The organism is Fictibacillus sp. 23RED33 (assembly GCF_015903925.1).
Classification (GTDB): domain Bacteria; phylum Bacillota; class Bacilli; order Bacillales; family Fictibacillaceae; genus Fictibacillus; species Fictibacillus phosphorivorans.
Genome location: NZ_JACZDX010000002.1, coordinates 646,729 through 672,152, shown reverse-complemented (window position 1 = coordinate 672,152; position 25,424 = coordinate 646,729). Strand labels below are relative to the sequence as shown.

The window sequence follows — 25,424 nt, the reverse complement described above, 5'->3', positions numbered from 1 at the left end:
AATGAGAGTGCTTTTAAATCTTTAATTTTAATGGTACTTGCGATGTACCGTCTTCCCGTCATACGTGAACAACACAGGCTTTTGCTCAATCTTTGTCTCCATGTGAACAGGTCTTCCCCAGAGATGATGAAGATGCGGCAGTACTTTTTCAAGATACTTCACATCAAGTTCCATATCCTCATAGCTATGATTGAGGTATAGCTCCCCATTCTTCATGTAATCTGCGTCATTTACTGTAATGTATGGAAACCCTCCGTTCACACGCATACTCACGAGCTGGTCACGTACTTCCTCCCACTGCTTGTCGACAATCTTGTATTCCTTCCCTTGCTTTTGGAACAGATACATGTCTTCTCTTTGTGCTAAATCTTTAGTTAAATAGTTTCGGATAAACGACATGTCGGATTCCAGTTCACGGACCTCGAACATTTTCTCTCGTCCTGATCCTGGTTTAACCCCTTGTCTGATCAGCTCTTCATCTGGGTTGTTGTAGCGTTCTTCGATGTTCTTGAAGATCTGTAACCCTAAGTAATATGGATTGATCGATGTTTTCGATGGTTGGACAACACCCGCGTTTAATTTAGCGAATTCAATCGTTTCATGAGAGGTCAAGTCCATTTCTTGTAGAATTTTGGCGTGCCAGTAGCTAGCCCAGCCTTCGTTCATGATTTTACACTATTCGATTCAAATGCCACCAATTATGAGAAATTATTGTTTTTTTACATTAGACATGAGGTTAATTTTCCTCTGCCTTTCTATTGATATGTCTAAATGGTTACAGATTCTTTGTTTATCTTTATAACTTGTCTCAAACATATATAGGTGGTTAATTACTAAACCCCTAAGTAAACTATAACCAATTAAATTATTTTTATCTGTTAAATCTTTTTTTAAAGTTGCAATATCATTAAATGGTATTGTCTGAATATGGTCTAACTTTATAGATAAGTCTATTAATCTAATAGCATTGGTATAATTCTCATCTAAAATATGCTTAAATATTTCCGATAGTTTATCTGTACCCACGGAGGTTGATATTTTTTTAATAAAATGAAAGGACATAGCAGTACAGATATTGAATACAAAACTCCTTGCTTCATTTTCAATTTCTACCTTACCAGAAATCCCCTTCTCACTTATTACCTTTTCTATTTCCTTAACGATGGAGTCCATATGAGTATTTATCATATTTAGAAAGGAACTTAAGGATCTCAATCCAAGGAAATATGCCTCACTGCCTAAAATGATTTTTTGGGTTCGTTTAATTGACCCATAATAATTTTTTAAGACCAAACCAACAATTTCCAAAGTTTTAAATGACCAATTCAATTTCCCTAAAATGTCTAATTCTTTTGCCTCATCATCCCTTATATCATAACCAGTAGCAGCTATTTCATTTTGACTTCTTTCTATTTGGTCTTTCATTTCTAACCTTTGCGTTCTATGCTCTTTAACTTCTTTGTTATCAATTACTAACTTAGGTACATCACTAATAAGTTGATTCAAATTATTAATTTCATCATTTAATTCTGTAGGTTTGAATTCATTAAATATAGACTGAGCATTAATTAAAATTTCATTTAAAATAAAAGGATCTTTTGATATATGTGTTAAAAACATTATTATATTTGCGTATTCTTCATAATATAGGTTTTTACACATTTCAGATACTTTTTCTCTTATACCTGGTTCTGAAATATTAATGGCTAAGTATCTTGCTACAAAATAGTAGTACGTATAATTATATTTAAATTTATAAGTTTCTTGTATAGATTCTAAAATAGAAGCTTCAACTAGTTTAGAGAAATACTTATCAAATTTATAATCAAGAGCATACTCATCACAATACCAACTATTAAAATTTTCTAATTCGATTTTAGATTTTTCAATAGTTTTATCTTCAAAATAGACGTAGGCCAACTCAGTAATATAATTATAAAAAGCATCAATATCTTCATTTTTCATATTAAGATTAATAAGAGATTGTTTAATTAAATGTTCATAATAATAACCATAAGTACTTTCAGCAAGGTTATGTGATTCACCTGACTCTAAAGTCTGTAACATTACTAGAATAAAAAAAGGATATGATGGAACGTAATTATTTCCAATAATCGTGTTAATAGTGTTTTCAAAATAATCGTTTTTTGAGATTAGTTCCTTTTCATCCAAAGTTTCTAAATCACCTATACTATTCCATTGATTAATTAATTGAGCTCTAAGTCTATGACCAAAGTGCATAATCTCAAGTTTTTGAAATCTCTCAAGTAATTCTTCATGTGTATCATCATTAAATAGTAGTTCTAAAAACTTAAAAAGTTCGTTTCCAGTAATAATAATATTGTCAAAGTATCTATCTAAATTAGCTAGTAGGTTTAAAGAAAATTTGTTATTCAATTTATTTTGATCGTAATCATCTATAATAATAATCTTCTTATTATCTGGTAATTGTTTAAATTCATCTAGAGATTCTTCAGAATATTGGTTGTTGTAAGCTTTATATAGCACCTTATTAAAATCATCAATGGAAGATTTTTTTATATCTCTTCCATTTACTAAAACTGGAACATAGCCATTTAACTTATAATGCTTATAAATAGTTTTACATAGTGTACTTTTACCAGATTTCTCTTCCCCTGTAATAAAAAATTTATTTTCACTTCCAATTTCTTTTATAACTTCTAAATTAACATATTCACTTATGTCTTCTTTTAATTTCACTTCATATTTTATGACTTTTGCATCAGGAAAGATATAAATATCATCTAGTGAAATTTCTGATTTTTTTGGATGTTTCAAAGTTAACCCAGGATCATTTAAATAATTATTAAAATCTTCGTTGTTTTCATTAACAGATGAGTTTGTACTTCCTATCCTTAAATCCGTCCAATTAATCTGCTTATTTACATGATATTTATTAACTTCCCAACTAAATTTTAATATCTTTTGTTGTTGAAGATCCATATCAATAAGAATTAGATTGAAATCACTTTCAACTGGATTTCCTGTTTGTAGTGCACCACCTTCGATGTAACCAGTATAATTACCATCAAAGTCTAAGGACTGCTTATAAGTTGGAAAATGCTCGTGGCCAGTTAGAACAAGGTCTGAAAAATCTTCAATAATCTCTTTATTTGCTCTATTGTTAATAGGATCTAACCAATGTAAAGGATGATGAAGAAGAGTTATATTAATATCACCACTTGTTCTAATTTCATCTTTAAACAGATGCAAAGGATAGTACATTTTGCTAGGTTGCTCATGTCGTTCAGAAATCCAAGAGGTATTTAAACAGTTAAAGATTATCTTAATATCATTATCCAATTCAAAAAGATGTTTTTTAAATAATAGATGATCATAAATAATATGTTCTTTTTCTGTATATAAACTTGCGAAATCAATATAATTTAACTGCGGCGAACATATTTCCTTAATAATTTTGTCAGAAGGAATGTCAGTTGAATGGGTTCTTATATTTTCAAGTAACACCTGTCTTAATGATTGATCAGTAGAAAAATCACAATCATGGTTACCAGGAATAGTAATAATATAAATATTTATTTCCCTTTCCTTTATTAAAGAGTTTTTTAATCCTTCTAGAAACTCTACTCCAATTTCATATTCAACTTGAGACCCTGAAAATGCCATATCACCAGTCATTACTATAAAAAGAGTCTCTATATCATATAATTCACTTTTTATTGCAAGACTAATTTTTTCAACTTTTTCTAAAAGACTATTGTTTTCATTTTTAAAATGTATATCACTGATATGTAACATAGAAAATTTCATTTCACTTTACCCCTTCCTAAGAAAATAGACAACTAATACCAAATATTCGACAAATTGTATTATTTTTCCTTTAAAATAACAAAATTGAACACTTAATAATTAAATCCAACAATATAAAAAAGCCCCTGTAGGGAGATTTCTAAAGGGACTTTTGAACATTTATAGCATTCTTTAATAGCCCATATGAAACCTATTGAATTACCAGACCTTATTTTGCGTTATGTAGAAAATATGTAAAAAAAAGTTAGGATTAATCCCTAGCCTTTTAATGGACATTTTCGCAAGTTTGTTTCCGAGTAAATAAAAATTTGATAAAACAAATTTAACGGACAATCCTTCTAATGAATACAATCCTATTTGATCTCCGCTTATTTTTTCTGATCTTGCACGCTGAACTGCGATATCCAATGTTCTTAGAACTTACCTTTTTGGAACATGAAAGTGAGACGTACCAAAGCCTTTTAGACTGTTTCTCGTAAATTGTCCCCATAGAGTCTACTTAATTGAGACACTTTCTCTATTTCACGAGACTCGATGCAGTTCTTAATTGCATCAATTTAAAAATGCCAAAACCACCAAAAAGGTGGTTTTGGCTTGTAGCTATGGAATAATAAAAAGTTACCAAACAGATGAAATTTACTTTCTTTAATTACAACTCATTAACAAAATGGGCTGTCTACTATCGGATAGAATCGTAATTATCTTTTCTTAATATATGATAAAAGTATCTTTATACTTTCATCAATTCAACCTTATTTATTTCTAAATATGCATGGAATGCAGGATTTATTTCATATCGTTGATTTTTTTTATTTTTTAAAACTAATTTACGAGCCAAGTTTTCAGTAATTTTCTTGGGTCTTTTTTCACTAAAATACTCAAACTTATTTTCTGCAACTTCCAATCCCAAAAAAGTCAATTCGCACAAGACTTCAATAATATGCTTTGTATCTTTATCAGCTGTACACCACTCTACTAAACAATTTTCTAATTCATTTTTATCGATAATAGAATTATGTCCTGCAAATTCATAAAATACTGACTCTAATTCCGGAATTCTATTCCCGTTTTCAGGAAGTAAAGACTGCAAAGCATATTCTGAATATTTAAATTCAGCTGCCTTAAAATCTTCCTCTTCTACTTTAGCATGCTCTTTGTTTATCGCTTCTTGAAAAGCCATTTTAAACAAAATTATAATATCACGTGGTCTAGGAAGAATAAAACTAGTTATATAGTCTTTTAAAGCTTGTCCATTAACAGTCTCACAGAAATAATCTCTCCAAAGAACTTCAGGACTTGGAATTTCATCAATATTATATTCAATCCTCTGCTCTATAACCTTAAATAACAGATTAGGCTCAGTCCATGATAGATTTTTATATGGTATTTTATCTCTTTCGTTTGCATATTTCATAACTCTAGTAAAGATATCACTTCTTAAAAAAGCAATAAGTGATAATTCTACATCAACCTGCTTATAATTTTTCATTCTAAACTCATCAGTAATTCTTTGGCCTACATTTAACAATCCAAACAATAATTGACTTAATCTTTCGAGATTAACATTGTCACTCCAATTCTTGTCTAGATTATCAATTAAAATACATACCCTCTCTTTTGAATGAAAAACTTTACCTAGTTTTTGTCTTAAATGAGAAATTATCTTGCTATGTAAAATTTCACTTACTTTAACTCTTTGCTGATCAATTTCATTATTGTAGTCTAATAACTTTAATTTAGTGACTGCATTTTCAAGTCTAAGTGTGAAATCAGCATTGATAAGTTTTTCATTTTTTTTAATAAAGTCCTCTAGTTCTAATTCATCATTGGTTTTAGGTATCTGAGGGGGTTGGTTACATAAATATTCATAATATGATTTTGCTAGTTCTGTATAAATCAAAAATTTCCAAATGCTTTCGATTAAATGTCCTTGTTCAGAACTGGTTAATGTTTTTTCTAATATATTTAATACACCTTCGAATTCATGACCTTGGGGTTGTATGGAACAAACAAAGTTTCTTTTATCTGAAGATAGCTCATCTTTAATTTTTATTAAATTTGCTGTTTTACCAGTACCTTTTCTACCTACAAAAAGTACCTGCTGTGATTTGAGTGCTTCCTTGTATTCTGCTGTTTCAACAAAGTATTCTATTAAATCAACTGGCTCGTTTTCCGCTACATGGTCACCAATGATTAAACTCTTTATACTATTAAGAGCTTTTTGTCCTGCTTTGTGCTGTCTGTTTTCTTCCTTCATATTATTCCGTTTATTTATCAAGGGTTCAAGCCAAGTCTCCGAAATTTCAACACACTTTTTACTTGTTTTATGTGTATGCAAATGGTCATGATAATCTAAAGGTGTTTCATAAGGTTCATGAGCTAAAATGAGCAAATTTAGATCCAGGCCTTGTGCAATTCCCGCTACCATTGCTTTTTCTGATGACCAAAAAATATCTTCACCAACTTCTCCATCTTGATTTAAAGTGTGAAAATGTACTAAAACTCCTAAAGAATTTTGCAATGCTTTAACATACCAACTTAGTGGGTTACGACCTTCATATGGATCTGCTGTTAATAATGGTAGCTTTGAACTTTGTACTAGTGAAGTTAACTCTGTTGAAGCTGTTGTTCCTGTTCCACACTTCAAATAAACCAAACTTTTGGTGTTACCCAAATTTTCATCTTGAATATTTATTGTTTCTGCTAATTGATGTGGATTTTCTTTGAAAAATTTAATTTTAAGTTCATCTGCGTTATTATATCCTGCATATCCAATGGTTGTTAATGATTTTAACTGACGGTAATTGCTAGTAGATTTATTATGGGTTTCATTGAGAGTTATCCAAATTTTCTTTTTCTTACCAACTGCATATCCAAGTTCAAACAGTACATTGAAATTTAAGAAAGTTAAGTCGCAAATAAATAAATCACTATCATCAATAGTTTTTAATATTACATCTATCATATGTTTACCTGTTACATTTAGATCTTCCCATCTTGTTATTTTAACTGCTTTAGTAGCATTAATATTTTTTACTGCTTTAGCAATGTCTTCTTTTAAACTCTCGTTTCCTGATGGATAAGCATAAAATGCTTTAACAGTAGCCATAACAAGAACCTCACTTTATTTTAAATTTCACAGAAAATTAATACTGTTAAATCAATTATACCAAAATCCAAAATATGTTAAAGAAGGAAGTTTTGAATACTTTCGTTAAAAGTACGTAAAAAAGTCTTAGAAATTTTCGGCATTCTTGTAATCAGACTGTTTAATATTTGGTAATTCTTAGCTATGATTGAATCAATTGTACTTCAAGCTTCGAAGGCTGCAGATTCCAATTAAGAATGAGAAGTAACTAGATCCTCAAACACATCATTATAAAAAAAAATATACTTTTCCCAAGAACTGAATTTTTTATCAAACTGTATTAATTGATTATTCTTCCGAAATTGTTATAAAAAGAGGTAAACGTTCATTAAGTCTATTTACACATATTTGAACAGCTGAATGGGCTTAACTCTCTGCAAGATTAACAGTTCGTAAATGTGTACATTTTCGAATTTTATAATCTTAGAGATAAAATGAAAAACCCCTTGCAATTTAGAAAATTATTCAATTTATTCCGATAATCCCCACAATTATTACTCTTTCACCTTAAATATGTAATCATTTTTAAAATCATTTACGGTCCTGTAACCATTTTTGCATTATTTCTCGACATTTAATATTTACTCTTGTTTTATAACGATTCTGGAGGTGTATTAAATCCCTTTAAAAGTTGGTGCTGAATATGAAATTTTTAAACACTATTAAAAACATTTTCCCATCTTATTTAAAACTACCTGTCATCGTCATTCTTTTGTTGCAGTTTATATCGTTTTTTACTTTTTTTATGTTTGTTCCTTTTATATCCACTTACTTTAATCAAAATGTCGGCTTTTCTTTAGGTTTTGTTGGTTTCATTCTCGCAATAAGAATTTTGAGTCAACAAGGTCTAATGATTGTAGGAGGTGCCCTGGCTGATCGATTAGGATATAAAAAAATAGTGGTAATCGGATTTTTCTTTCGCGGAATTGGATTTGCATCGATGGGATTAACCACAAATGGTTTTTTGGTCATAATTGCAGCTATTTTGAGTGGACTAGGCGGAGCATTATTCAGTCCTGCTCTTAAAGCAAATTTAACTTCGCTAACACCAGAAGGAAAGCATAAGGAAATATTTTCTCTAATGAATATCATAGAGAACGCTGGAACTGTATTGGGACCATTAGCCGGACTTTATTTTTCAATAGATGACTTTAAACATCTTAGTGTTCTTTCAGGATTATTATTTCTGATTCTTTGTATAGTTGCTATATTTCTCCCAAAAGTATCTAAGCCACTTAATACTAAGACTTGGATCCAAGAATTTGCTGAAATTATTAAAGATAAGTCATTTGTAGGTTTGACTGTTAGTTTGATTCCTTTTCATTTTTTATATCAACAGCTGTATCTAACATTACCAATCATTTCAACGAATGTGACAGGGTCTTCTGGTTGGATTTTTACTTTTGTAACTTTAATAATTATTATTTTCCAGTGGCCTGTATTCTTAATGATTAAGGATAGAACGATTCATTCATTATTCTTTTTCAGTTATGTTACTATTCTAATTTTTATTGTCCCCATTACGTTTGGAAACAATATAGCTACTCTATTATTAGTGCTAACTGGAATTGCTATTGGATCGATTACATTACTGCCATTGTTCCAAAGCTATATTGCCCACAATTCCCCTAAAGAATCACTGGCAGCCTATTTTGGTTTTTCAAACTTAGCAATGGCAATCGGGGGATCATTAGGTAATTTGGTAGGTGGAGTTATATATGATTATTTTTTAAAAAACGGTCAACCAGAAAAATATTGGATCGTAGTCAGCTTCTTAAGCCTTTTGCCTTTATTCATTCTTTATAAAAAAAACAAAACAAAAAAGACATTAAAACCTAAGGAGGAATGGTAATGAATTTAAAATCATCCTTACAATTAATTGATATTAATAGAATTATGCTTCATGAACCATATGAACCAGCACGTCTTTCTAAAATTAAGAATGCCATAAAACTAGATGGTGTAATAAGAAATCCGATCATAGCTCTACATTTAGAAAACGAAAAATATTTAGTTTTAGATGGTGCACATCGATTAAACGCACTAAAAGAAATGGGGTGTTTGAGAGTTCCCATACAAATTGTGGATCCCAATCATGTAAGAATAAACGCATGGCATCACATAGTTCCAGCTGGAAAATGGTTTGAAGAATTAACAAAACATCCATCAATAGAAGTAACAAAAAAAGTTCGAGCAGATGAAATCCCTCTTGCAACTCTGTCGTTTCATGACCATTCCGAACTTTATATTTATGCGAAGTACTCAACAAAAGAGCTATCTAAAAAGTTGGATGTTTGGCACGCCATTGTGAATGCTTACAGTGAATACCAAGAGGTACGACGTATACCTGCCCATTCTAAGGAAAGTCCAAACCTTGGTTTTATTCGATTTAACTATCCTGCAACATGTTTGGATACCATAAAAAAAGTTGTGAAACTTGGAAAACTCTATCCAGCTGGAGTTACTCGAATTCAAGTTAATGGGCGATTGTTAAATTTAAGGATTCCCTTTGAATTTTTAACATCTAAAAGTTTCGATGAGTTTGAATGGGAATCACTCTGTAAGCACCGAGAAGATAATTTACGTTTATATTCTGAAAATGTTTATCTTTATGAGGCATAATTCTGCAAAAATTATTGAATCTCATTTAACTGGAGGTATTTAATGTTACACACTATACAAAAAGCACCTGTGTATAACTCACTCAACCAATGTATCGGCAACACACCTATGGTTAGATTAGAGAGTTTATTTCCCCAACAAAATGTTTATGCAAAACTTGAATTTATGAATCCAGGTGGTAGCATGAAGGATCGCCCTGCGAAGTATTTCATAGAACAAGGACTGCAAAATGGACAAATAACTTCTGCAACTCACTTAATAGAAAGCAGTTCTGGAAACCTTGGCATTGCACTAGCAATGATTGCCCGTTATCACGGTTTATCTTTTACTTGTGTAGTCGATCCGAAAATTTCAAAGACAAATCTAAAAATCTTGAGAGCGTTTGGAGCAAATATCGTTATGGTCGAGGATAAAGACGATCAGGGTGGTTATTTAAAGACTAGAATAAACAAAGTTAAAGAAATTCTTGAAGAGTTACCCAATGGATATTGGATAAACCAATATGCCAATGAAAACAATTGGAAGGCACATTATTTAGGGACAGGTACTGAGATTATCGAACAGATTGATGCGAACATTGATTATTTAGTAGTACCCGTAAGTACTACAGGTTGTATTATGGGTACTAGCCGTAAACTTCGGGAAAAACATCCGAATTTAACGGTAATAGCCGTTGATGCTGTCGGATCAATAATCTTTAATACTCCTCCGGGAAAAAGAGAACTGCCTGGGTTCGGCGCTAGTAGAGTGCCGGAGATTTTAAATAATAACGAAATTGATAGGGTCATTCATGTTAATGATTTAGAATCCGTTAATGGATGTCATGAATTGTTACAAAGTGAAGGAATCTTTACTGGGGGTTCTTCCGGTGCTTCAGTTGCAGCTCTTAAAAAGTTAGTGAATTCTTTAGATAACCGTGAGAACATTGTAACTGTATTCCCTGATAGAGGAGATCGATATATTGATACAGTGTATGATGAACACTGGGTCTCACGGTTATGTTTATAATCATAAAAACTCTATTTATATGAAGAAAATGAGCTTTTCCTAGGATAAGCTCATTTTGTTGTTCATAAATTTGATTGTCTAAGAATATTCTTAACCCTTAAGACTAATTCTCTTGGGCTGAAAGGTTTTTTCATATAATCACTTGCTCCAATCGACAAACCATGTATTCTATCATCTTCTCCATATTTAGCTGATAAAATGAGGATTGGGATCGAGTGATTGTCTCTAATCATTTGGCAAAGTTCTTCTCCACTAATATCTGGAAGCATTAAATCAAGTATGACAAAATCAAATGAGGAAACTTTCAGATGATATAACGCATCTTTTCCATTAAATACACTTACTGTTTGAAATCCTTCCTTTTCAAAGTATGAAGAGATAACATCTACTAATTTTGGCTCGTCATCTATGATAAGAATTCTTACCATAATTCCCCTCCATTTTTAGTAAGATAGTTTAATTATTGATTATACTTACGTGATATTGAAGTTTTCAAAAAACGAGAAAATTTTGATTCTAAGATTTTTAATTTTTCATCTAATAACAGAATATCATCTAAATTGTTTTGTTTCTGATTTTTTATGTTATCTAAGATACTTCTCATTTCTGGAAGTAATTTAGAAAACGCTTCGAGAATTTCCTTTTCCTATTCCAATTTACACTCACCTCTTATTTGAAAAGCATTCCTTTAAATTGAGAATAAATAGTTATACTGGATCTATCTAATGGTGATATTTGAATGAAGAATATTTTTGACTTTTAAATTTAATGCTTCTCAGTCGAATTAAATAAATCAAGAAGAGTAGAAAAACAATATAAAGTGCTACTAGAAGATAAGTAATTATTACTAAAGGACTACGTTTAACCTCTTTACCATCTTCATTTTTTTTCGTTTTTTTTAACTCTTTAGTTAAAGAATACTCTAATAATACCTTCTCATTTTGGTCTTTAATAACTAATAAGCCATCCATGTTAACTTCTGAAATGATCGGAATGTTAACTCCTGCTGTAAAAAACAGATCTTTATCAATATTATATCCTTCTGCACCTTGAATTGTTGTAAGATCTACTTCAGAAAATTTCTGCGTTAGAAAATGAGTAAAACCAAAATCTAATAAACTAGTGGTGTCCGCATATGCAACTTCAGAAGAGTTCGCTTTTAAAGTGACCGCTATTAATTCAGTTTCTCCACGTTTCGCCGTTGTGACCAATGTAGTCCCAGATTGATCAACATAACCATTTTTGCCGCCATTAACACCCTCATATCTCCATAACATTTTATGATGATTATAAAGCGTTGTATCCCAGCCTTCTCCAACCCAACGTAGTTCTTTTGTTCGGAAGATTTCTCTAAACTCCTTATTTTTCATTGCATACTTAGTAATCATTGCCATATCATAAGCAGTTGTTTGGTGATTAATATCAAACAAACCATGAGGATTTTTAAAAGTACTGTTAGTAATTCCGATTTTTTCTTTTGTGAACCGATTCATTTCATTACTGAACGATTCCACACTACCTGCCATATGTTCGGCAATCGCCACTCCCGCATCGTTTCCTGAATTGATTAATAACCCCTGCACGAGTTTTTTTAAAGATACTTGTTCCCCTGGTTCAAGGTATACTCTCGTTCCTTCTGTATCTCGAGCGTTTTGACTAATTAGAACTTTATCTGACAGGTTACCTTCTTCAATAGCAATTATTGCTGTTAAAATTTTTGTGATACTGGCAGGATACATACTTTGATAACTATTCTTCTCATAAAGAATTTCTCCTGTAGTTCCTTCAATTAAAATCACAGATTCACTGGATATATTACCTGGAGAGTTACTTGAAGCTGCAGTAGAAAATGGGCTTAAGAACATGAGTAAGATTATGAAAAATAAAATACTAATGACTAAGACGATTCTTTTGCTGAATTTCATTTTTCGTTCCTCTTTTGATTAATTTCTCAGGAGTATAACATTTAAATATGAATTTTTTATGCAGTGACGGTTTGTCCATTTAGATAAATAATGAAAGAATTATGCAGTTTTTATGGATTTTCGCAAAATACGTTTATATGACCACTCAATGGGTACACTTTTTATGTAATTAAATCCCTAATAACGAAAGGATGATGATGTATGCATGACACGTACCAACAATGTATTGATGAATGTCTGGCCTGTATGAAAGAATGTAATCATTGTTTTGACGCATGTTTAAATGAAGAAGACGTAAAAATGATGGCGGAATGTATCAGGTTGGATAGAGCCTGTGCAGATATTTGTTCCTTTGCTGCTACAGCGATGAGCAGTAACAGTCCGTTCATAAATGAAATCTGTTCCCTTTGTGCTCAAATTTGCGAAGCATGTGGAAATGAGTGTAAAAAACATGATCATGAACACTGTCAGCGATGTGCAGAAGCTTGTTTTAAATGTGCGGAAGCTTGCCGTAGGATGGTAAGTTAATAAAAAGAATCACTAACGAATCGGAGTGGAAAATTCTTTTTACGTGCAATCTCAACTGAAGAAAAGCAAAATATTTAAAGATAGAAAAAGAAGCTGACATTTGTCGGCTTCTAATTTTTTAAGGGAATATGCATTTGTTATTATTTGTCCTGTTTTTTAGATACGTTATAGTTTCCTTATCGGATGAACATGGCAATTCGAAAACTTGCTCATACCTCTCAGAACCTTTTCCTGTAATAAACACCCAATCTTTTGATCCATTAACTTTTCTCCAAGCAAAACTAATCGCTTGGGTTCGGTCTGGAATTACAACAATAGGAAGATCAAGGAACCGTTCTTTTAATTCATTTAAGGAACTAATCATGGACTCTTCTTTTTCTCCGTTTAAATCATCTAGTGTTAGTATGATTAAATGACTAAATTCTTTAGAAGAATCTATCATAACCTCTCTCTTTGTTACGTCTCTTTTACCTCTAAAACCAAGAACATGTATGATTTGTTCTGCTTGTTCGCGCTCTGCAATTTCTAAACAGTAGTGAATTGCATCAGCAGTATGTGCATAATCAATGACAAATGAAGCCCCATTATGATGCGTATATGTTTCAAATCTACCCGGGACACCAGAGAATGACTGTAATGAATGATGAATGGATTCGATGTTATGACCCATTATATTACTTGTCAATATCGCAGTCATCATGTTCCATCCGTTATGGATACCTGGAATGGTACACTTTATTAGATAAGGATTGCCATCCATATAATATTTGAACTCAGAAAAGTACGAGGGTATTATCTCTTTGACTGTTAAACTATTCTCACCTACCCCCATTGTGAAATGAGGAATTTTAGATGTAGTCAACATATCTGCTAGCTTGTTTCCCCAATCGGTGTAAGTAGCTATAATGGCTTGTCCTGTTGGTTTTAACTGAGCAAAAAGCCTCGCTTTAACCTGAAAATACTCCCACATATTTTTATGATAATCCATATGATCATGACTTAAATTGGTGAATATAGCAAAATCAAAGTATATGCCTTCTATACGATTCTGTTCGATGCCGTGTGAAGAAACCTCCATGATTACAACATCATCATTACTTTTCGCAATCAGTTGGTTTAATTCAATCGAATCAGGGGTCGTATTTTTAGATTGAATTACCTCGTTGTTAATAATCGTATTTACAGTGCCAATTAGTGAGCAGGTTTTTCCTTGCATTTCTAAAATATGCTTAAGCATATAAGCAGTGGTAGTCTTGCCATTCGTTCCTGTAATACCTATCATTATATGTTTTTTATAAGGGTAGCCATAAAAGCAGCTTACTAGTTTTGCTAGTGCCTTTCTGCTGTCTGTTACTCTAATATAAGGAATTTCAGTTGATTGATAATCTGATTCTCCTATGATAGCAACTGCTCCGGAATCGACTGCATGTTTAATAAAATCATGACCATCTACTTCATATCCATTTATAGCGACAAACAAATCTCCTTGTTCAACAAACTTTGAATTTGACTTGATCCCTTTTATGCCTATCCTGCACGCTTGTGGATAATCCTCTATTGATATATTTAATTCTTGAAGTAATGTTATTAATTCCATGGATTCTGCTCCTTATTTGTTTAACCAAAAATGAAGTATACCTGATAAAAGATAATTTATTAATTAACTGCTTTTCCTTGATTAACAAGTTTGATCCATCTTTCACCATTGTAAAAATACACATCTTTTTTAAAGGTAGTAAAAACGATGTTTTTATCCACTGGATTCTTAGCTAAATAAGATATGGCATCTTCCTGGAGTGTCGGAATACTTATCTCCTTTTCCGAACTATCATTTATATTGATTTCTGTAAGGAACGCTTTATTCTCAAACCCACCTACTAAGAGTGAATTTTTATTAGTAAACGTAAGTGATGTAACTTGTTTCATGTTCGTCAGTTCTTCAAATGTTTTACCCTTATTTCTTGATAGATGAACCTTATTTTGAGAACTTATTGCAACGACATTCGTATCAGTAGGATGGACCGCAATACCTGTGATCTCCCCCTCTACATTTGTTAAGTCACTTTCATTCCATGATTTAGCATCGTCATTGGAATAATAAAGACCATCTGATGGCATTCTTGAATTAGCCATAGAAGTATAGGCATACAAGACATGGTTTTCGTAGCCTGCAGCGAGAAAATGGAAATCCGTTTCGCCTTCTAAGCCAAGCAGTTCGATTTCCCCACCTATCTCTTTACTTCTTACGATTCCTAACGGGTCTGGTTTGTCTGAATCATTTCCTGGATGGCCGCTGCTATAAAAACCATCATCCACCATTGAAAAACCCATATAATCATTTTTCTCACCAGGTGTTGCTTGCCATTGTTTGTTCATCGTATCGTACTGCTTGATTCCATCATGTGCAGGTATAAAGATCTTTTTTCCGTCATTTGAATATCCTACCCCATGGATATCCGTGAACGTTACACTTGATTGTTTATCATTGAATGTAAATAAAAGTATTAAAACCAAAACTAAGCTAATCGCTGCAAGAATTAAAATACCCTTAAGTTTAAATGGCTTTTTTGTTGTTTTTTTCTTTTTAGCCATAATTTACCTCTCCTTCATAAACAAAGAGAAAAACCTCTTGAGCGAGGTTTTTCATTCTGAAATATTATTTACTTTACCTTCATCCTTGTAAAAAGGTTTGAAGTTATTATATTTCACCATGGTCATCATACCAGCTGAGGCATGATGTAAATCATGGCAGTGGAACATCCAGTTACCTGGGTTATCAGCTACGAATGCAACCTCATATGTTTCTCCAGGCTTTACATTTAGTGTATCTTTCATTAATGGTGCTCCTTCTACAGGTTTTCCATTCTTACTTAATACTTGAAAGAAATGGCCATGTAGATGCATTGGGTGATCAGATTTATCCATACTTTTGTTTGTTAAAGTGACTTTGACTTTATCACCCTTATCCACCTTTATATTTTCAGTCTTAGGATAAGTATTCCCGTTTATGGTGTACTTCATCTCACCGGAATCCATATCAGTAGCAAGGTCCATTTTGTATTCTAAATCGAAAGAATCGTTTAATGAGAAATTCCCTTTAATCTCTTTACCAAACTCATCTGGTTTCACCATGCCCGCATCTTTTTTGTGAGCAACAGGCTGCACCGCCTCTTCTTCGGCTTGGATATTTATCCTCATGTCTTTAGATGCATCCATCTCACCATGGCAATCGATTGTTACGGTTTCACCTGTTGCAATGAACTCTATATCATACCTTTCACCAGGTGCAACTTCAAGTACCTTATTTTCCTGTTCGATTGGTTGATTCACGGGCTGACCATCAACGTTGGTTACTTTAAAATTCAATGGAATATGAATTTTATGAGACATATATCCGGCATTTACAAATCGGAGTTTTACTTTTTCTCCTTTTTTCGCTATAAGGGGTTTACTTTTATCATATGACTTACCGTTTATTGTATATATATCATAAGAAGACATATCATGGTCCATACCATTCATTGAACCGTTATCGGAAGATTTGCTGTCTTTATTTTTCTTATCCCCCATGTCCATATTGGAATGATCCATACCTTCCATATCTTCTGTATCTGACTCATTCATATCCATGTTTGAGTGATCCATTCCATCCATTTCTTCGGATTCTTGCTTTGGATTGGACTCCCATTCATCTAAAACAAGTGAATAATCTCGATCATACTGTTCATCATCTTTAGATTCAACGATAAAGACTCCATAAAGCCCCTTATCAACCTGATTTACGCTGTCTTGATGGCTATGATACCAATACGTTCCAGGGGTATCTGCGACAAACTGATACGTATACTCCTTGCCTGTTTCAATAGCATCTTGTGTGACTCCGGGAATACCATCTTGTGTATTCGATAAAGGGACACCGTGCCAATGTATACTTACAGGCTTCGGAAGTTCATTCTTGATTGTAACCTTTACCCCTTCACCTTCTTTTACTCTAATCTCTTGCCCAGGGACGCTTCCATTATAAGTCCAAGCTTCAATGGTCTTACCGGACTTCAATTCCCAATTCTCTTTTTTTGCAGTAATGGAGAACTCTTTAATTGTTTTACCTTCTAAAATTTCTTCTTTTGCTTGTACCTTATTTTCATTAGATTGATCTTTTGAACCCTCTTGGCTACAACCTGTTATAACCAAAATGAGTACCAGTAACATTAAAGAAATCAACCATTGCTTTTTCATTGGTTTTCCCTCCTCAAATTAACCGTACTAAAAAAATATGCAATTTTTATGGAGCAACCTAATAAGTTCATAACTCTTCAAATCACGAAATAAATAAAAAAAGTACCGAACAATAAATCGGTACTTTTCATAAAGAGTAACCTACTCTTTAATAGAAATCCTTCATCCACCTTTGATGCAGGTCATCTTAGAACTATTTACTCTTCTATTTAACTCATCTAATAAAATAGTTAGAGTTCTTTCATTCACTACTGAACATAGTTTTTCGCCATTATTAATGGATATATTAAACCTTTCAAAAACTTCACTAGTATCTTGCCATACCTTAACGATATCCACTACAGACATGTTCGGCTGGATAACCATCAACTGCTCCTCCTATGAATAAAGTATTTTATTTATTATCCTGAAATCTCGCAAATGACTTAACGTCATACGTATAAGCTAGAGCTTCATCTAACTTTTCGTCAGACTTAATCTTATCGATCAGTTGTTTTCCCTTTTCAGGAGTCATCTCTTTATACCAGTCTCCATCCGGGTAGACTACGACTGTCGGTCCCTCTTTACATCTTCCGTTGCAAAAGGTTTTAGTAGTATGAATTTTGTTTAATAACCCTTGATCTTTAATTTCTTGTCGAACGGTATTCGTAACTTCCTCAGCCCCTTTTTTGATGCAGCTAGCTCCGTTACACAATAACACGTGTTTTGAAACGCCAGAAAGTTCCATAAAGTGCTTCACCTCGTTCCCGAGAGATAGAACGTAAAATTTACTTAACTTCTACTACAAATGGATAAACATTCACTTTTCCATTTATCTTAAATTCACCCCAAATTTTATATATACCTGGCTGGTCAAATTTTGTGGCAAACTTTGTATCTGTTTCCGATGCTGGGTGGACGTGAACATACTCATCTCCACCTTCGTCTAATATGACTACATGACCAAGCGCTCCTAGATAGGGCTCGGGTTTGTTTTCTTTTAGATCAAAATCCAACACAATTTCTTCACCTGATGTAAAGGTTTCAGGACTCATGGTTAACTTGTAGCCATTGACTGTTTTAGTGAACTCAGTTTCTGGCTTTAACGAATCATGTTCACCGTGGGCATCACCAGCGCCAACCTCGATTGGAAGTGGCTGCACCTCATAGTTTTTATCTTTTGGTTTAATGTCTATGAACGCTTTATAGCTTCCTTCTTCCAGTTTGTGCTGTATGGTAAACACACCATTCCCTTTTTTCTCGGGATGAATGTGGTAATACTGCTGCAGTTCATCATTTACGATGATCAAATGCATCAGTTTCTCATGATCGATCTCTAATTCCTCTACTGGGTTTCCCTCTTTATCTTTCAACTCAATATGGATTAAATTGTTTTCGTAATGCAGAGTTGGTGTAATATCACTATTTTTTGATACATTGCCTTGGCTCTCCCCATGATCACCATGTCCAGCCTCCTGCTTTTCCTTATCTTTTGTATCAGATGAATCAGATGTATTCTGTTCTCCAACATGACCAGCATGTTCACTAGTCGATGGTTCTGCGTACTTTGCAAATACGGAATAGCTCCCGATCACTATAACGAGTATCAATACAGCCGACAATGTCCACCTTAAAACGATATTGTCCTTCATAGAATTCCCTCCTTACAGTTTTACTTTTTGTAAACGAAGTGCATTAAGAACAACTGACACCGAGCTGAATGCCATCGCAGCTCCTGCAAGCCATGGGGCAAGAAAACCTAGTGCAGCAACAGGGATGCCTAACACGTTATAAGCAAAAGCCCAGAAAAGATTTTGTTTGATGTTTCGTATTGTCTTTTTACTCATGTAGATGGCATCTGCAATGCTGTTCAGATCGCCACGAATCAGCGTTACATCAGCTGCCTCCATCGCAACGTCTGTACCTGTGCCAATCGCCATCCCAATATCCGCTACAGCTAGTGCTGGAGCGTCATTGATTCCGTCTCCGACCATGGCCACTTTATTACCTTGCTCCTGTAGCTTTTTCACCTCATCTGCTTTTCCTTCAGGAAGAACTTCAGATATGACATGATCAATCCCCACTTGTTTAGCAATGTATTTAGCTGTTTGCTGATTATCTCCTGTGATCATGATAACTTTAAGACCCATTTCTTTTAATCGAGAAATCGCATCTTTTGATGTTTCTTTGATCGTATCGGCTACAGCGATAATTCCTGCATATACTCCGTCTATCGCCACGAGCATCGCGGTTTTACCGGCTTTTTCAAGTTCCTCCATCTGATTATTAGAATCATAGATGGTAACGTTGTTTTCTTTCATTAATTTTCGTGTACCGATGAAAAGTGTTTTACCTGCAACTACAGCTTTGATACCAAACCCAGGAATAGCATCAAAATCCTCCGAACTCGATAACTGGATTCCCTTATTGGTGATTCCTTCTACAATAGCTTGCGCCAATGGGTGTTCAGAATTTTTCTCTGCTGAACCTACTAGTCTTAACACTTCTTCTTCACTGAATGATGGTTCCACAATAATATCTGTAAGTTCTGGAGTACCGTTTGTAACCGTACCCGTTTTATCTAAGATCACAGTATCGATTCGATGAGTGGTTTCTAAGTGTTCTCCACCCTTAAATAAAATACCAAATTCAGCTGAGCGGCCAGAGCCTGCCATGATTGAAGTAGGAGTCGCTAATCCTAATGCACAAGGACACGCGATAACAAGGACAGCAATCAATTTTTCAAGCGCAACAGCAAATTCTCCGGGACTTACCCAAACAAACCAGATAATGAAGGTAAGAACAGCGATGCCTACAACTATAGGCACGAATACACCAGAGATTTGGTCAGCTAGACGCTGGATCGGTGCTTTTGAACCTTGTGCTTCCTCAACGACTTTTATGATTTGAGCCAGGGCCGTATCTTTCCCTACTTTTGTTGCCTTTATTTTTAGGAACCCGTTTTTATTAATGGTTGCACCGATTACCGTATCCCCTATTGTCTTATCGACAGGTACACTCTCACCTGTCAGCATCGATTCATCTAATGCTGAACGCCCTTCGATGATTTCACCATCGACCGGTACTTTATCACCTGGTTTTACATATACGATATCACCGGCTTCCACTTCTTCTATCGCTATTTCGATTTCTTTACCATCACGAACCACGATAGCTGTCTTAGCTTGCAGTCCCATCAGTTTCTTAATCGCTTCAGAGGAACGCCCCTTTGCTTTTGCTTCGAAAAGTTTTCCCAACACAATAAGTGTAATTAATATTGCCGATGTTTCAAAGTACATTTCCACCATCCCTTGATTGGTACCGATGGAAAGGATAGATAGGTACAGGCTATAGAAATAAGCTGCAGAAGTTCCTAATGCTACGAGTACATCCATGTTCGCACTTTTATTCCGGAGCGCTTTATAAGCTCCTACATAAAACTGTTTCCCTACAACAAACTGTACAGGTGTCGCGAGCGCCAATTGAACCCAAGGATTCATGAACATCTCAGGCAAATAGATAAAAGATGTAAACTCAAAATGACTAACCATTGCCCACAATAAAGGGAATGAGAGGATGACAGAAAAGATGAATTTTCCTTTCTGTTTCTCAATCTCCATTGCTCTATGATCAACCGATTCTTTGTAGTCTTCCTTTAGGGTTGCACCATATCCCAATTGGTCAACTTTTTTAATCATATCTCCAATAGAAACTTCAGATGGATTATATTGTACTGACCCGGTTTCTAATGCTAGATTAACGTTAGCTTTAATCACTCCGGGAAGTTTGTTTAACCCCTTTTCAATCCTTGTTGCACATGCTGCACACGTCATGCCAGTCAAATTGAATTCAGCTTTTTCAGTGACGACTCCATATCCGAGATCTTCTATTTTTTTCTCGAGATCGGCCACCTTTAAAATTTGAGGGTCATAAGAAACGGTTGATTTTTCAAGAGCAAGGTTTACGTTCGCTTTCTCGACTCCCTCTAACTTGTTCAAACCTTTTTCAATTCGGATCGCACAGGCTGCACAGGTCATACCTGATATTTGTAATGTCGTTTCTTTTGTACTCATGGTTTTCATCATCCCTTCGATATACCTATATGGGGTATATTTCAACTGAAAAGAAAGCGTGCTATGATAAGCACGCGATTTATTTTACATCGTAACCCTGATCATCGATCGTCTCTTTGATCTCATCCAGGTTTACTTTTGAAGAATCATATTCTACCTCAACGATACCTTCTTTAAGGTTTACTTTAGTGTGTGAGACACCGTCTAACTTTCCAACGCTTCCTTCAATAGCAATTATACAGTGGTTACAAGACATACCTTCTACTTTTAATGTGGTTTTTTCCATTGATATCTCTCCCTTTTATTTCATCAGTTTTTTAACAGTAACTAGAAGTTCATCCAATACTTCTTGATCGCCTTCTTGAATTCTCTCTACAACACAACTTTTCAAGTGGCCCTCAAGAAGAATTTTTCCAACACTATTTAATGCTGATTGAATCGCTGAAATTTGAGTGATAACGTCGTCACAGTAAGTGTCACGGTCAATCAACCCTTTAACACCTCTAATTTGCCCTTCGATCCGATTTAATCGTGTGATCAGATTGTTCTTTATTTTATCGGAATGATGACTCTTCCGTTCGTTCGTATCACAACATTGATCATTATTTAGATCATCTGGTTTTACTATTTCCATCAGATAACCTCCTTTATTTACTTTAATTTTACTATACCCCCCTACCCTATGTAAAGCCCGATTTTAATTTTTTTTTTACTCATATAAAATGTGCATTTTTTTTCGAGTTTATAATGAACTTGCATAAATCGATATCTTCCTCTCATAACTTAGAATGAAGGAATGGACAAGGAGGGCTTAAATGTCAATTTACATTTTAGGGGTTTTAGTGATTTGTACAGCTTTAGTTTTTCTATCATCTTTTTTTTATAAGTCTAAAGATTCCTTAATGAACAATATGGTTTACGTAATGGCTTACACTATGAGTATGGGTCTGACCGCTGGATTTTATTTAGGCGTGTACTTTAAAGATAATTTGCTGTATGCCACACTTTTCTCAATATTATTAAGTGGTCTAGCAGGTTTATTAATTGGGTCTAAACTTCATTTCCATCTAATGATTGAAGGACTTTTTTCAGGTATAATGGCCGGGATGATGGGTGCCATGTTAACAGTAATGTTAAGTTTTAAACAAGCACAGATATTGGTAATGATAGGAATCTTACTTACTGTAGGAATAACAATTTTATGTATTCTACAATTCTTATCAGAAACACTTAAACATCAAATTGAAAGATACTTTAATGTCATCATGCTTTTTGGCTGCGGACTGCTGCTTATGGTTTTTTTAAAATTTCCTGATGATATTATTAAACCACATGAAAAAGCTCAAACGCAGCACGAACAACATTCTTCTACATCAGCTAATAAGAATGAGGATAAAAAACTTGAACAGGAAGAAGTTTTCAATTGGGAGGTAGGAATAAAAGATTATAGATACCTTTCATCAAATGCTAGTTTAAAAAAAGATCAAAAAGTACTCTTAACATTATTAAATGATGATTCAGTTGAACATGATATTGAAATTTCTTCTTTTTCGTATGAGAATGTAGAAACATCAAACACTCAATCGGAACATGATCATGCTATGTCAAATGAAGATGATTCTGTCTTTCATCTACACGTTGAACCAAATCGATCCAATCAGGTATCGTTCATTCCTAAAGAAGCGGGTGTCTATACGTACTATTGTACAATCCCGGGACACAAAGAATCTGGCATGATAGGAAAAATAAAAATTTCGTGAAAAAACCCTCCGGAATGGGGGGGTTAAATCTGTTTATGATTTTGTAAATTGATGGATTACTTTCATTAACTCACTTACAGCTTCAGTTCCTTGGTTTGAAGAAATAGCATCCTTAACACAATGGTGTGTGTGGGTTTCTAATAAGTTAAAGCCCACTTTTTTTACCGCTGCGTTGATTGCACTCAATTGTACGATAATGTCAATACAATAGCGTTCATCGTGAATCATGTTCTGAATGCCGCGTACCTGACCTTCAATTCGTTTCAATCTATTCAACATTTCTTCTTTTTCTTTTTGTGATCTAGTTGTGTGTTTTTCTTCTGCAGCAGTTGAATCACAGCAACCGTGTTGTTCTTCCATAATGTTTTCTAGTGCCATCTTCTCACCTCTGAGTGTTTTTACATAATCTTTTTCTCTTTATTTTTAATAGTTAAAGGACTTTCCACCATGGGAGCTCTTTCGTCATTCAGCCAGCATGAGGCATGATGACCTTTATCGATCATAAAAGAAGTCGGTTTTTCTTCTTCACAAACATCTAGTACATATGGACATCTAGCTGCAAAGGAACACCCCTTTGAAATTTGTGACAGATCTGGGGGGGAGCCATCAATTCCTTTTAACGGCTTTTTACTGTCAACATCCGGGATTGATTGTAAAAGTCCCCATGTATAGGGGTGTCTTGCTTTATAGAAGATCTCATTTACTGTTCCGCTCTCTACTATTTCACCAGCATACATGACTAAGATTCTATCTGCCATGTTTGCCACGATGCCTAAATCATGAGTGATCAGTATGATGGACATATTTAACTTCGGTTTTAACTCTTTTAACAGTTCTATTATTTGAGCTTGGATGGATACATCTAATGCTGTTGTAGGCTCATCTGCTATGAGGATGGAAGGTTCACAGATGAGGGCCATGGCAATGCCTACCCTTTGGCGCATACCTCCGCTTAGTTCGTGAGGATACTTTCTACTATTGTATTCTGGTTCTGGAATTCCAACAAGTTTGAGCATCCTGTGAACTTTTTCCCACACTTCTTTTTTCGGTAACTTATCGTGAACGATTAATCCTTCTGCGATCTGCTCACCAATTCTCATGGTCGGGTTTAATGAAGTCATTGGGTCCTGGAATACCATTGCAATTTTTCTGCCGCGGTATTTGACCATTTCTTTCTTTGAAAGCTGGGTTAGTTCTGTTTCTTTATAAAGAATGGATCCATCAACTATTTTAGCGTTTTGTGGCGGTAATAGTTTAAGTATACTTTTGGCAGTCACGGACTTCCCGCTGCCAGACTCGCCGACGATCGCTAGCACTTCTTCTGTTCCTAGACTAAAAGATACTCCTCTCAAGGCATTTATCGTTTTCTTTTTTGCGTAAAACTCGACATAAAGGTTGCTCACCTCTAAAAGATTCGTCATCTACTCACCTACGTTCTCATTTTAGGATCTAACGCATCTCTTAATCCATCTCCGACCACATTGAAGGCAAACATCGTTAACGAAATGAAGAATGCAGGAAAAAATAATATCCATAGGTGACCCGTCAATAGTGTCACAAGTGCCTCGGATGTCATCGTTCCCCAACTGGCCAAGGGTACTGGTACTCCTAAGCCTAAAAAGCTTAAAGTCGCCTCAGCAAAGATAGCTCCGGGAACAGATAGAGTCATAGCAACAATGATAGGACCTAAAGTATTGGGAAGAAGATGTTTAAACAAAATCTTATAAAAACCAGCTCCCAGTACTCGAGACGCCATAACGTATTCACATTCTTTGAGCTGGAGAATCTGTCCCCTTACAAGCCTGGCGATTCCAATCCACCCTGTTGCTGCCATCGCTAGTATGATGGTCGTAAGTCCGGGCTTGAGAACAACCATCAATAGAATGGTTACCAGTAGATGAGGCAACCCGTATAGGATATCTACTAGTCGCATAAGAATCTCATCCGTTTTACCACCTTTTAACCCTGCTATTCCACCGATGATTATTCCTACAATAAGATCGATTAAAACAGCCATTATTCCTATGAATAAACTAATCCTTGCTCCCGTCCATGTTCGGGCAAAAATATCTCTTCCTAATTGGTCTGTTCCAAACCAATGCTCTTTTGATGGTGGTTGATTGGATTCTAGTAAGGATTGATCAGAATATGAATAAGTCACTAACTTAGGACCGATAACAGCCATAATGATTAACAATAAGATGATGATTAGCCCAACGACAGCGAGTTTGTTCTTGGTTAGATAATATAACGTTTCTTTAAACTGTGAAAAAGGTTGGACGTTGATTTCTTCAACTATTCGAATGTTTTTTTCTTTGAAATGAAATTTTCTCTTCTCGTTTAGCGCTTCCAT

The 25,424-nt window shown here is 34.3% G+C and carries 21 protein-coding genes and 1 pseudogene; 5 read left to right on the top strand and 17 right to left on the bottom strand.

All coding sequences use genetic code 11. From position 1 onward, the window contains the following. Positions 1-27: 27 nt before the first annotated feature. The 3 genes and pseudogenes from IHV09_RS11630 to IHV09_RS22405 form a co-directional block, all read right to left on the bottom strand. Positions 28-672 (bottom strand): annotated as a pseudogene (locus tag IHV09_RS11630) (SpoVR family protein); the annotation flags it as partial. Between the two features lie 36 nt (positions 673-708). After that, positions 709-3,792, bottom strand: coding sequence for a metallophosphoesterase (locus IHV09_RS11625; RefSeq protein WP_197129862.1), 3,084 nt, complete (start codon positions 3,790-3,792; stop codon positions 709-711). Positions 3,793-4,522: 730 nt separating this feature from the next. Then, positions 4,523-6,901 carry a P-loop ATPase, Sll1717 family gene (locus tag IHV09_RS22405; protein WP_231607365.1) on the bottom strand — a complete coding sequence of 793 codons (2,379 nt, stop codon included), beginning with the start codon at positions 6,899-6,901 and terminating at the stop codon, positions 4,523-4,525. A gap of 682 nt (positions 6,902-7,583) precedes the next feature. On the opposite strand from IHV09_RS22405, the gene IHV09_RS11615 reads away from it, so the two are divergent. From IHV09_RS11615 to sbnA, 3 genes are read left to right on the top strand one after another with little or no spacing between them, the layout of a single operon-like run. Next, positions 7,584-8,792 carry an MFS transporter gene (locus IHV09_RS11615; protein WP_197129860.1) on the top strand — a complete coding sequence of 403 codons (1,209 nt, stop codon included), beginning with the start codon at positions 7,584-7,586 and terminating at the stop codon, positions 8,790-8,792. Then, on the top strand, positions 8,792-9,562 hold the full coding sequence (locus IHV09_RS11610; RefSeq protein WP_197129858.1) for a ParB N-terminal domain-containing protein: 771 nt from the start codon (positions 8,792-8,794) through the stop codon (positions 9,560-9,562). Before IHV09_RS11615 ends, IHV09_RS11610 begins: the two co-directional genes overlap by 1 nt. A 42-nt stretch (positions 9,563-9,604) precedes the next feature. After that, positions 9,605-10,570: a 2,3-diaminopropionate biosynthesis protein SbnA gene (sbnA, locus tag IHV09_RS11605; protein WP_197129856.1), complete on the top strand. Its 966-nt coding sequence runs from the start codon at positions 9,605-9,607 to the stop codon at positions 10,568-10,570. Between the two features lie 62 nt (positions 10,571-10,632). Here the strand turns inward: sbnA and IHV09_RS11600 are convergent, their stop codons facing one another. Further along, positions 10,633-10,998, bottom strand: coding sequence for a response regulator transcription factor (locus IHV09_RS11600; protein ID WP_197129854.1), 366 nt, complete (start codon positions 10,996-10,998; stop codon positions 10,633-10,635). 294 nt (positions 10,999-11,292) lie between these two features. After that, positions 11,293-12,495 carry a D-alanyl-D-alanine carboxypeptidase family protein gene (locus IHV09_RS11595; RefSeq protein ID WP_197129852.1) on the bottom strand — a complete coding sequence of 401 codons (1,203 nt, stop codon included), beginning with the start codon at positions 12,493-12,495 and terminating at the stop codon, positions 11,293-11,295. Between the two features lie 201 nt (positions 12,496-12,696). Here IHV09_RS11595 and IHV09_RS11590 point away from each other — a divergent pair, with 201 nt between their 5' ends. Then, complete coding sequence (locus IHV09_RS11590; RefSeq protein ID WP_197129849.1) at positions 12,697-13,023, top strand: four-helix bundle copper-binding protein; 327 nt, start codon at positions 12,697-12,699, stop codon at positions 13,021-13,023. Between the two features lie 118 nt (positions 13,024-13,141). Here the strand turns inward: IHV09_RS11590 and IHV09_RS11585 are convergent, their stop codons facing one another. The 9 genes from IHV09_RS11585 to IHV09_RS11545 all read right to left on the bottom strand — a co-directional run bounded on the left by IHV09_RS11585 (position 13,142) and on the right by IHV09_RS11545 (position 21,945). Next, positions 13,142-14,620 carry a UDP-N-acetylmuramoyl-L-alanyl-D-glutamate--2,6-diaminopimelate ligase gene (locus IHV09_RS11585; RefSeq protein WP_197129846.1) on the bottom strand — a complete coding sequence of 493 codons (1,479 nt, stop codon included), beginning with the start codon at positions 14,618-14,620 and terminating at the stop codon, positions 13,142-13,144. Positions 14,621-14,679: 59 nt separating this feature from the next. Then, positions 14,680-15,615, bottom strand: coding sequence for a F510_1955 family glycosylhydrolase (locus IHV09_RS11580; RefSeq protein WP_197129843.1), 936 nt, complete (start codon positions 15,613-15,615; stop codon positions 14,680-14,682). A gap of 51 nt (positions 15,616-15,666) precedes the next feature. Beyond that, positions 15,667-17,259 (bottom strand): multicopper oxidase family protein, encoded by a 1,593-nt coding sequence (locus IHV09_RS11575; protein WP_197129840.1) that lies wholly within the window; start codon positions 17,257-17,259, stop codon positions 15,667-15,669. A gap of 162 nt (positions 17,260-17,421) precedes the next feature. Then, on the bottom strand, positions 17,422-17,625 hold the full coding sequence (locus IHV09_RS11570) for a hypothetical protein (RefSeq protein WP_197129837.1): 204 nt from the start codon (positions 17,623-17,625) through the stop codon (positions 17,422-17,424). Between the two features lie 28 nt (positions 17,626-17,653). Further along, entirely contained in the window at positions 17,654-17,986 is a 333-nt protein-coding gene (locus tag IHV09_RS11565; protein ID WP_197129834.1) for a (2Fe-2S) ferredoxin domain-containing protein, read from the bottom strand. A gap of 40 nt (positions 17,987-18,026) precedes the next feature. After that, the gene (locus IHV09_RS11560; RefSeq protein ID WP_197129831.1) at positions 18,027-18,890 is read right to left on the bottom strand and encodes a hypothetical protein; all 864 of its coding nucleotides are present in this window, start codon (positions 18,888-18,890) and stop codon (positions 18,027-18,029) included. 12 nt (positions 18,891-18,902) lie between these two features. Then, complete coding sequence (locus IHV09_RS11555; RefSeq protein WP_197129827.1) at positions 18,903-21,311, bottom strand: heavy metal translocating P-type ATPase; 2,409 nt, start codon at positions 21,309-21,311, stop codon at positions 18,903-18,905. A gap of 79 nt (positions 21,312-21,390) precedes the next feature. Next, positions 21,391-21,597, bottom strand: a complete 207-nt coding sequence (gene copZ, locus IHV09_RS11550) for a copper chaperone CopZ (protein WP_197129825.1) — start codon at positions 21,595-21,597, stop codon at positions 21,391-21,393. A 15-nt stretch (positions 21,598-21,612) separates the two neighbouring features. Next, a complete protein-coding gene (locus tag IHV09_RS11545; RefSeq protein WP_197129822.1) occupies positions 21,613-21,945 on the bottom strand; it encodes a metal-sensitive transcriptional regulator in 333 nt (110 codons plus the stop codon). Positions 21,946-22,126: 181 nt separating this feature from the next. Here IHV09_RS11545 and IHV09_RS11540 point away from each other — a divergent pair, with 181 nt between their 5' ends. Next, on the top strand, positions 22,127-23,071 hold the full coding sequence (locus tag IHV09_RS11540; protein WP_197129820.1) for a cupredoxin domain-containing protein: 945 nt from the start codon (positions 22,127-22,129) through the stop codon (positions 23,069-23,071). A 33-nt stretch (positions 23,072-23,104) separates the two neighbouring features. Here IHV09_RS11540 and IHV09_RS11535 read toward each other — a convergent pair whose 3' ends face one another. The 3 genes from IHV09_RS11535 to IHV09_RS11525 are packed head-to-tail and all read right to left on the bottom strand — an operon-like array spanning position 23,105 to position 25,424. After that, a complete protein-coding gene (locus IHV09_RS11535; protein ID WP_197130047.1) occupies positions 23,105-23,431 on the bottom strand; it encodes a metal-sensing transcriptional repressor in 327 nt (108 codons plus the stop codon). A gap of 38 nt (positions 23,432-23,469) precedes the next feature. After that, on the bottom strand, positions 23,470-24,492 hold the full coding sequence (locus IHV09_RS11530) for an ABC transporter ATP-binding protein (protein ID WP_197129818.1): 1,023 nt from the start codon (positions 24,490-24,492) through the stop codon (positions 23,470-23,472). 8 nt (positions 24,493-24,500) lie between these two features. Continuing rightward, entirely contained in the window at positions 24,501-25,424 is a 924-nt protein-coding gene (locus IHV09_RS11525) for an ABC transporter permease (RefSeq protein ID WP_197129817.1), read from the bottom strand.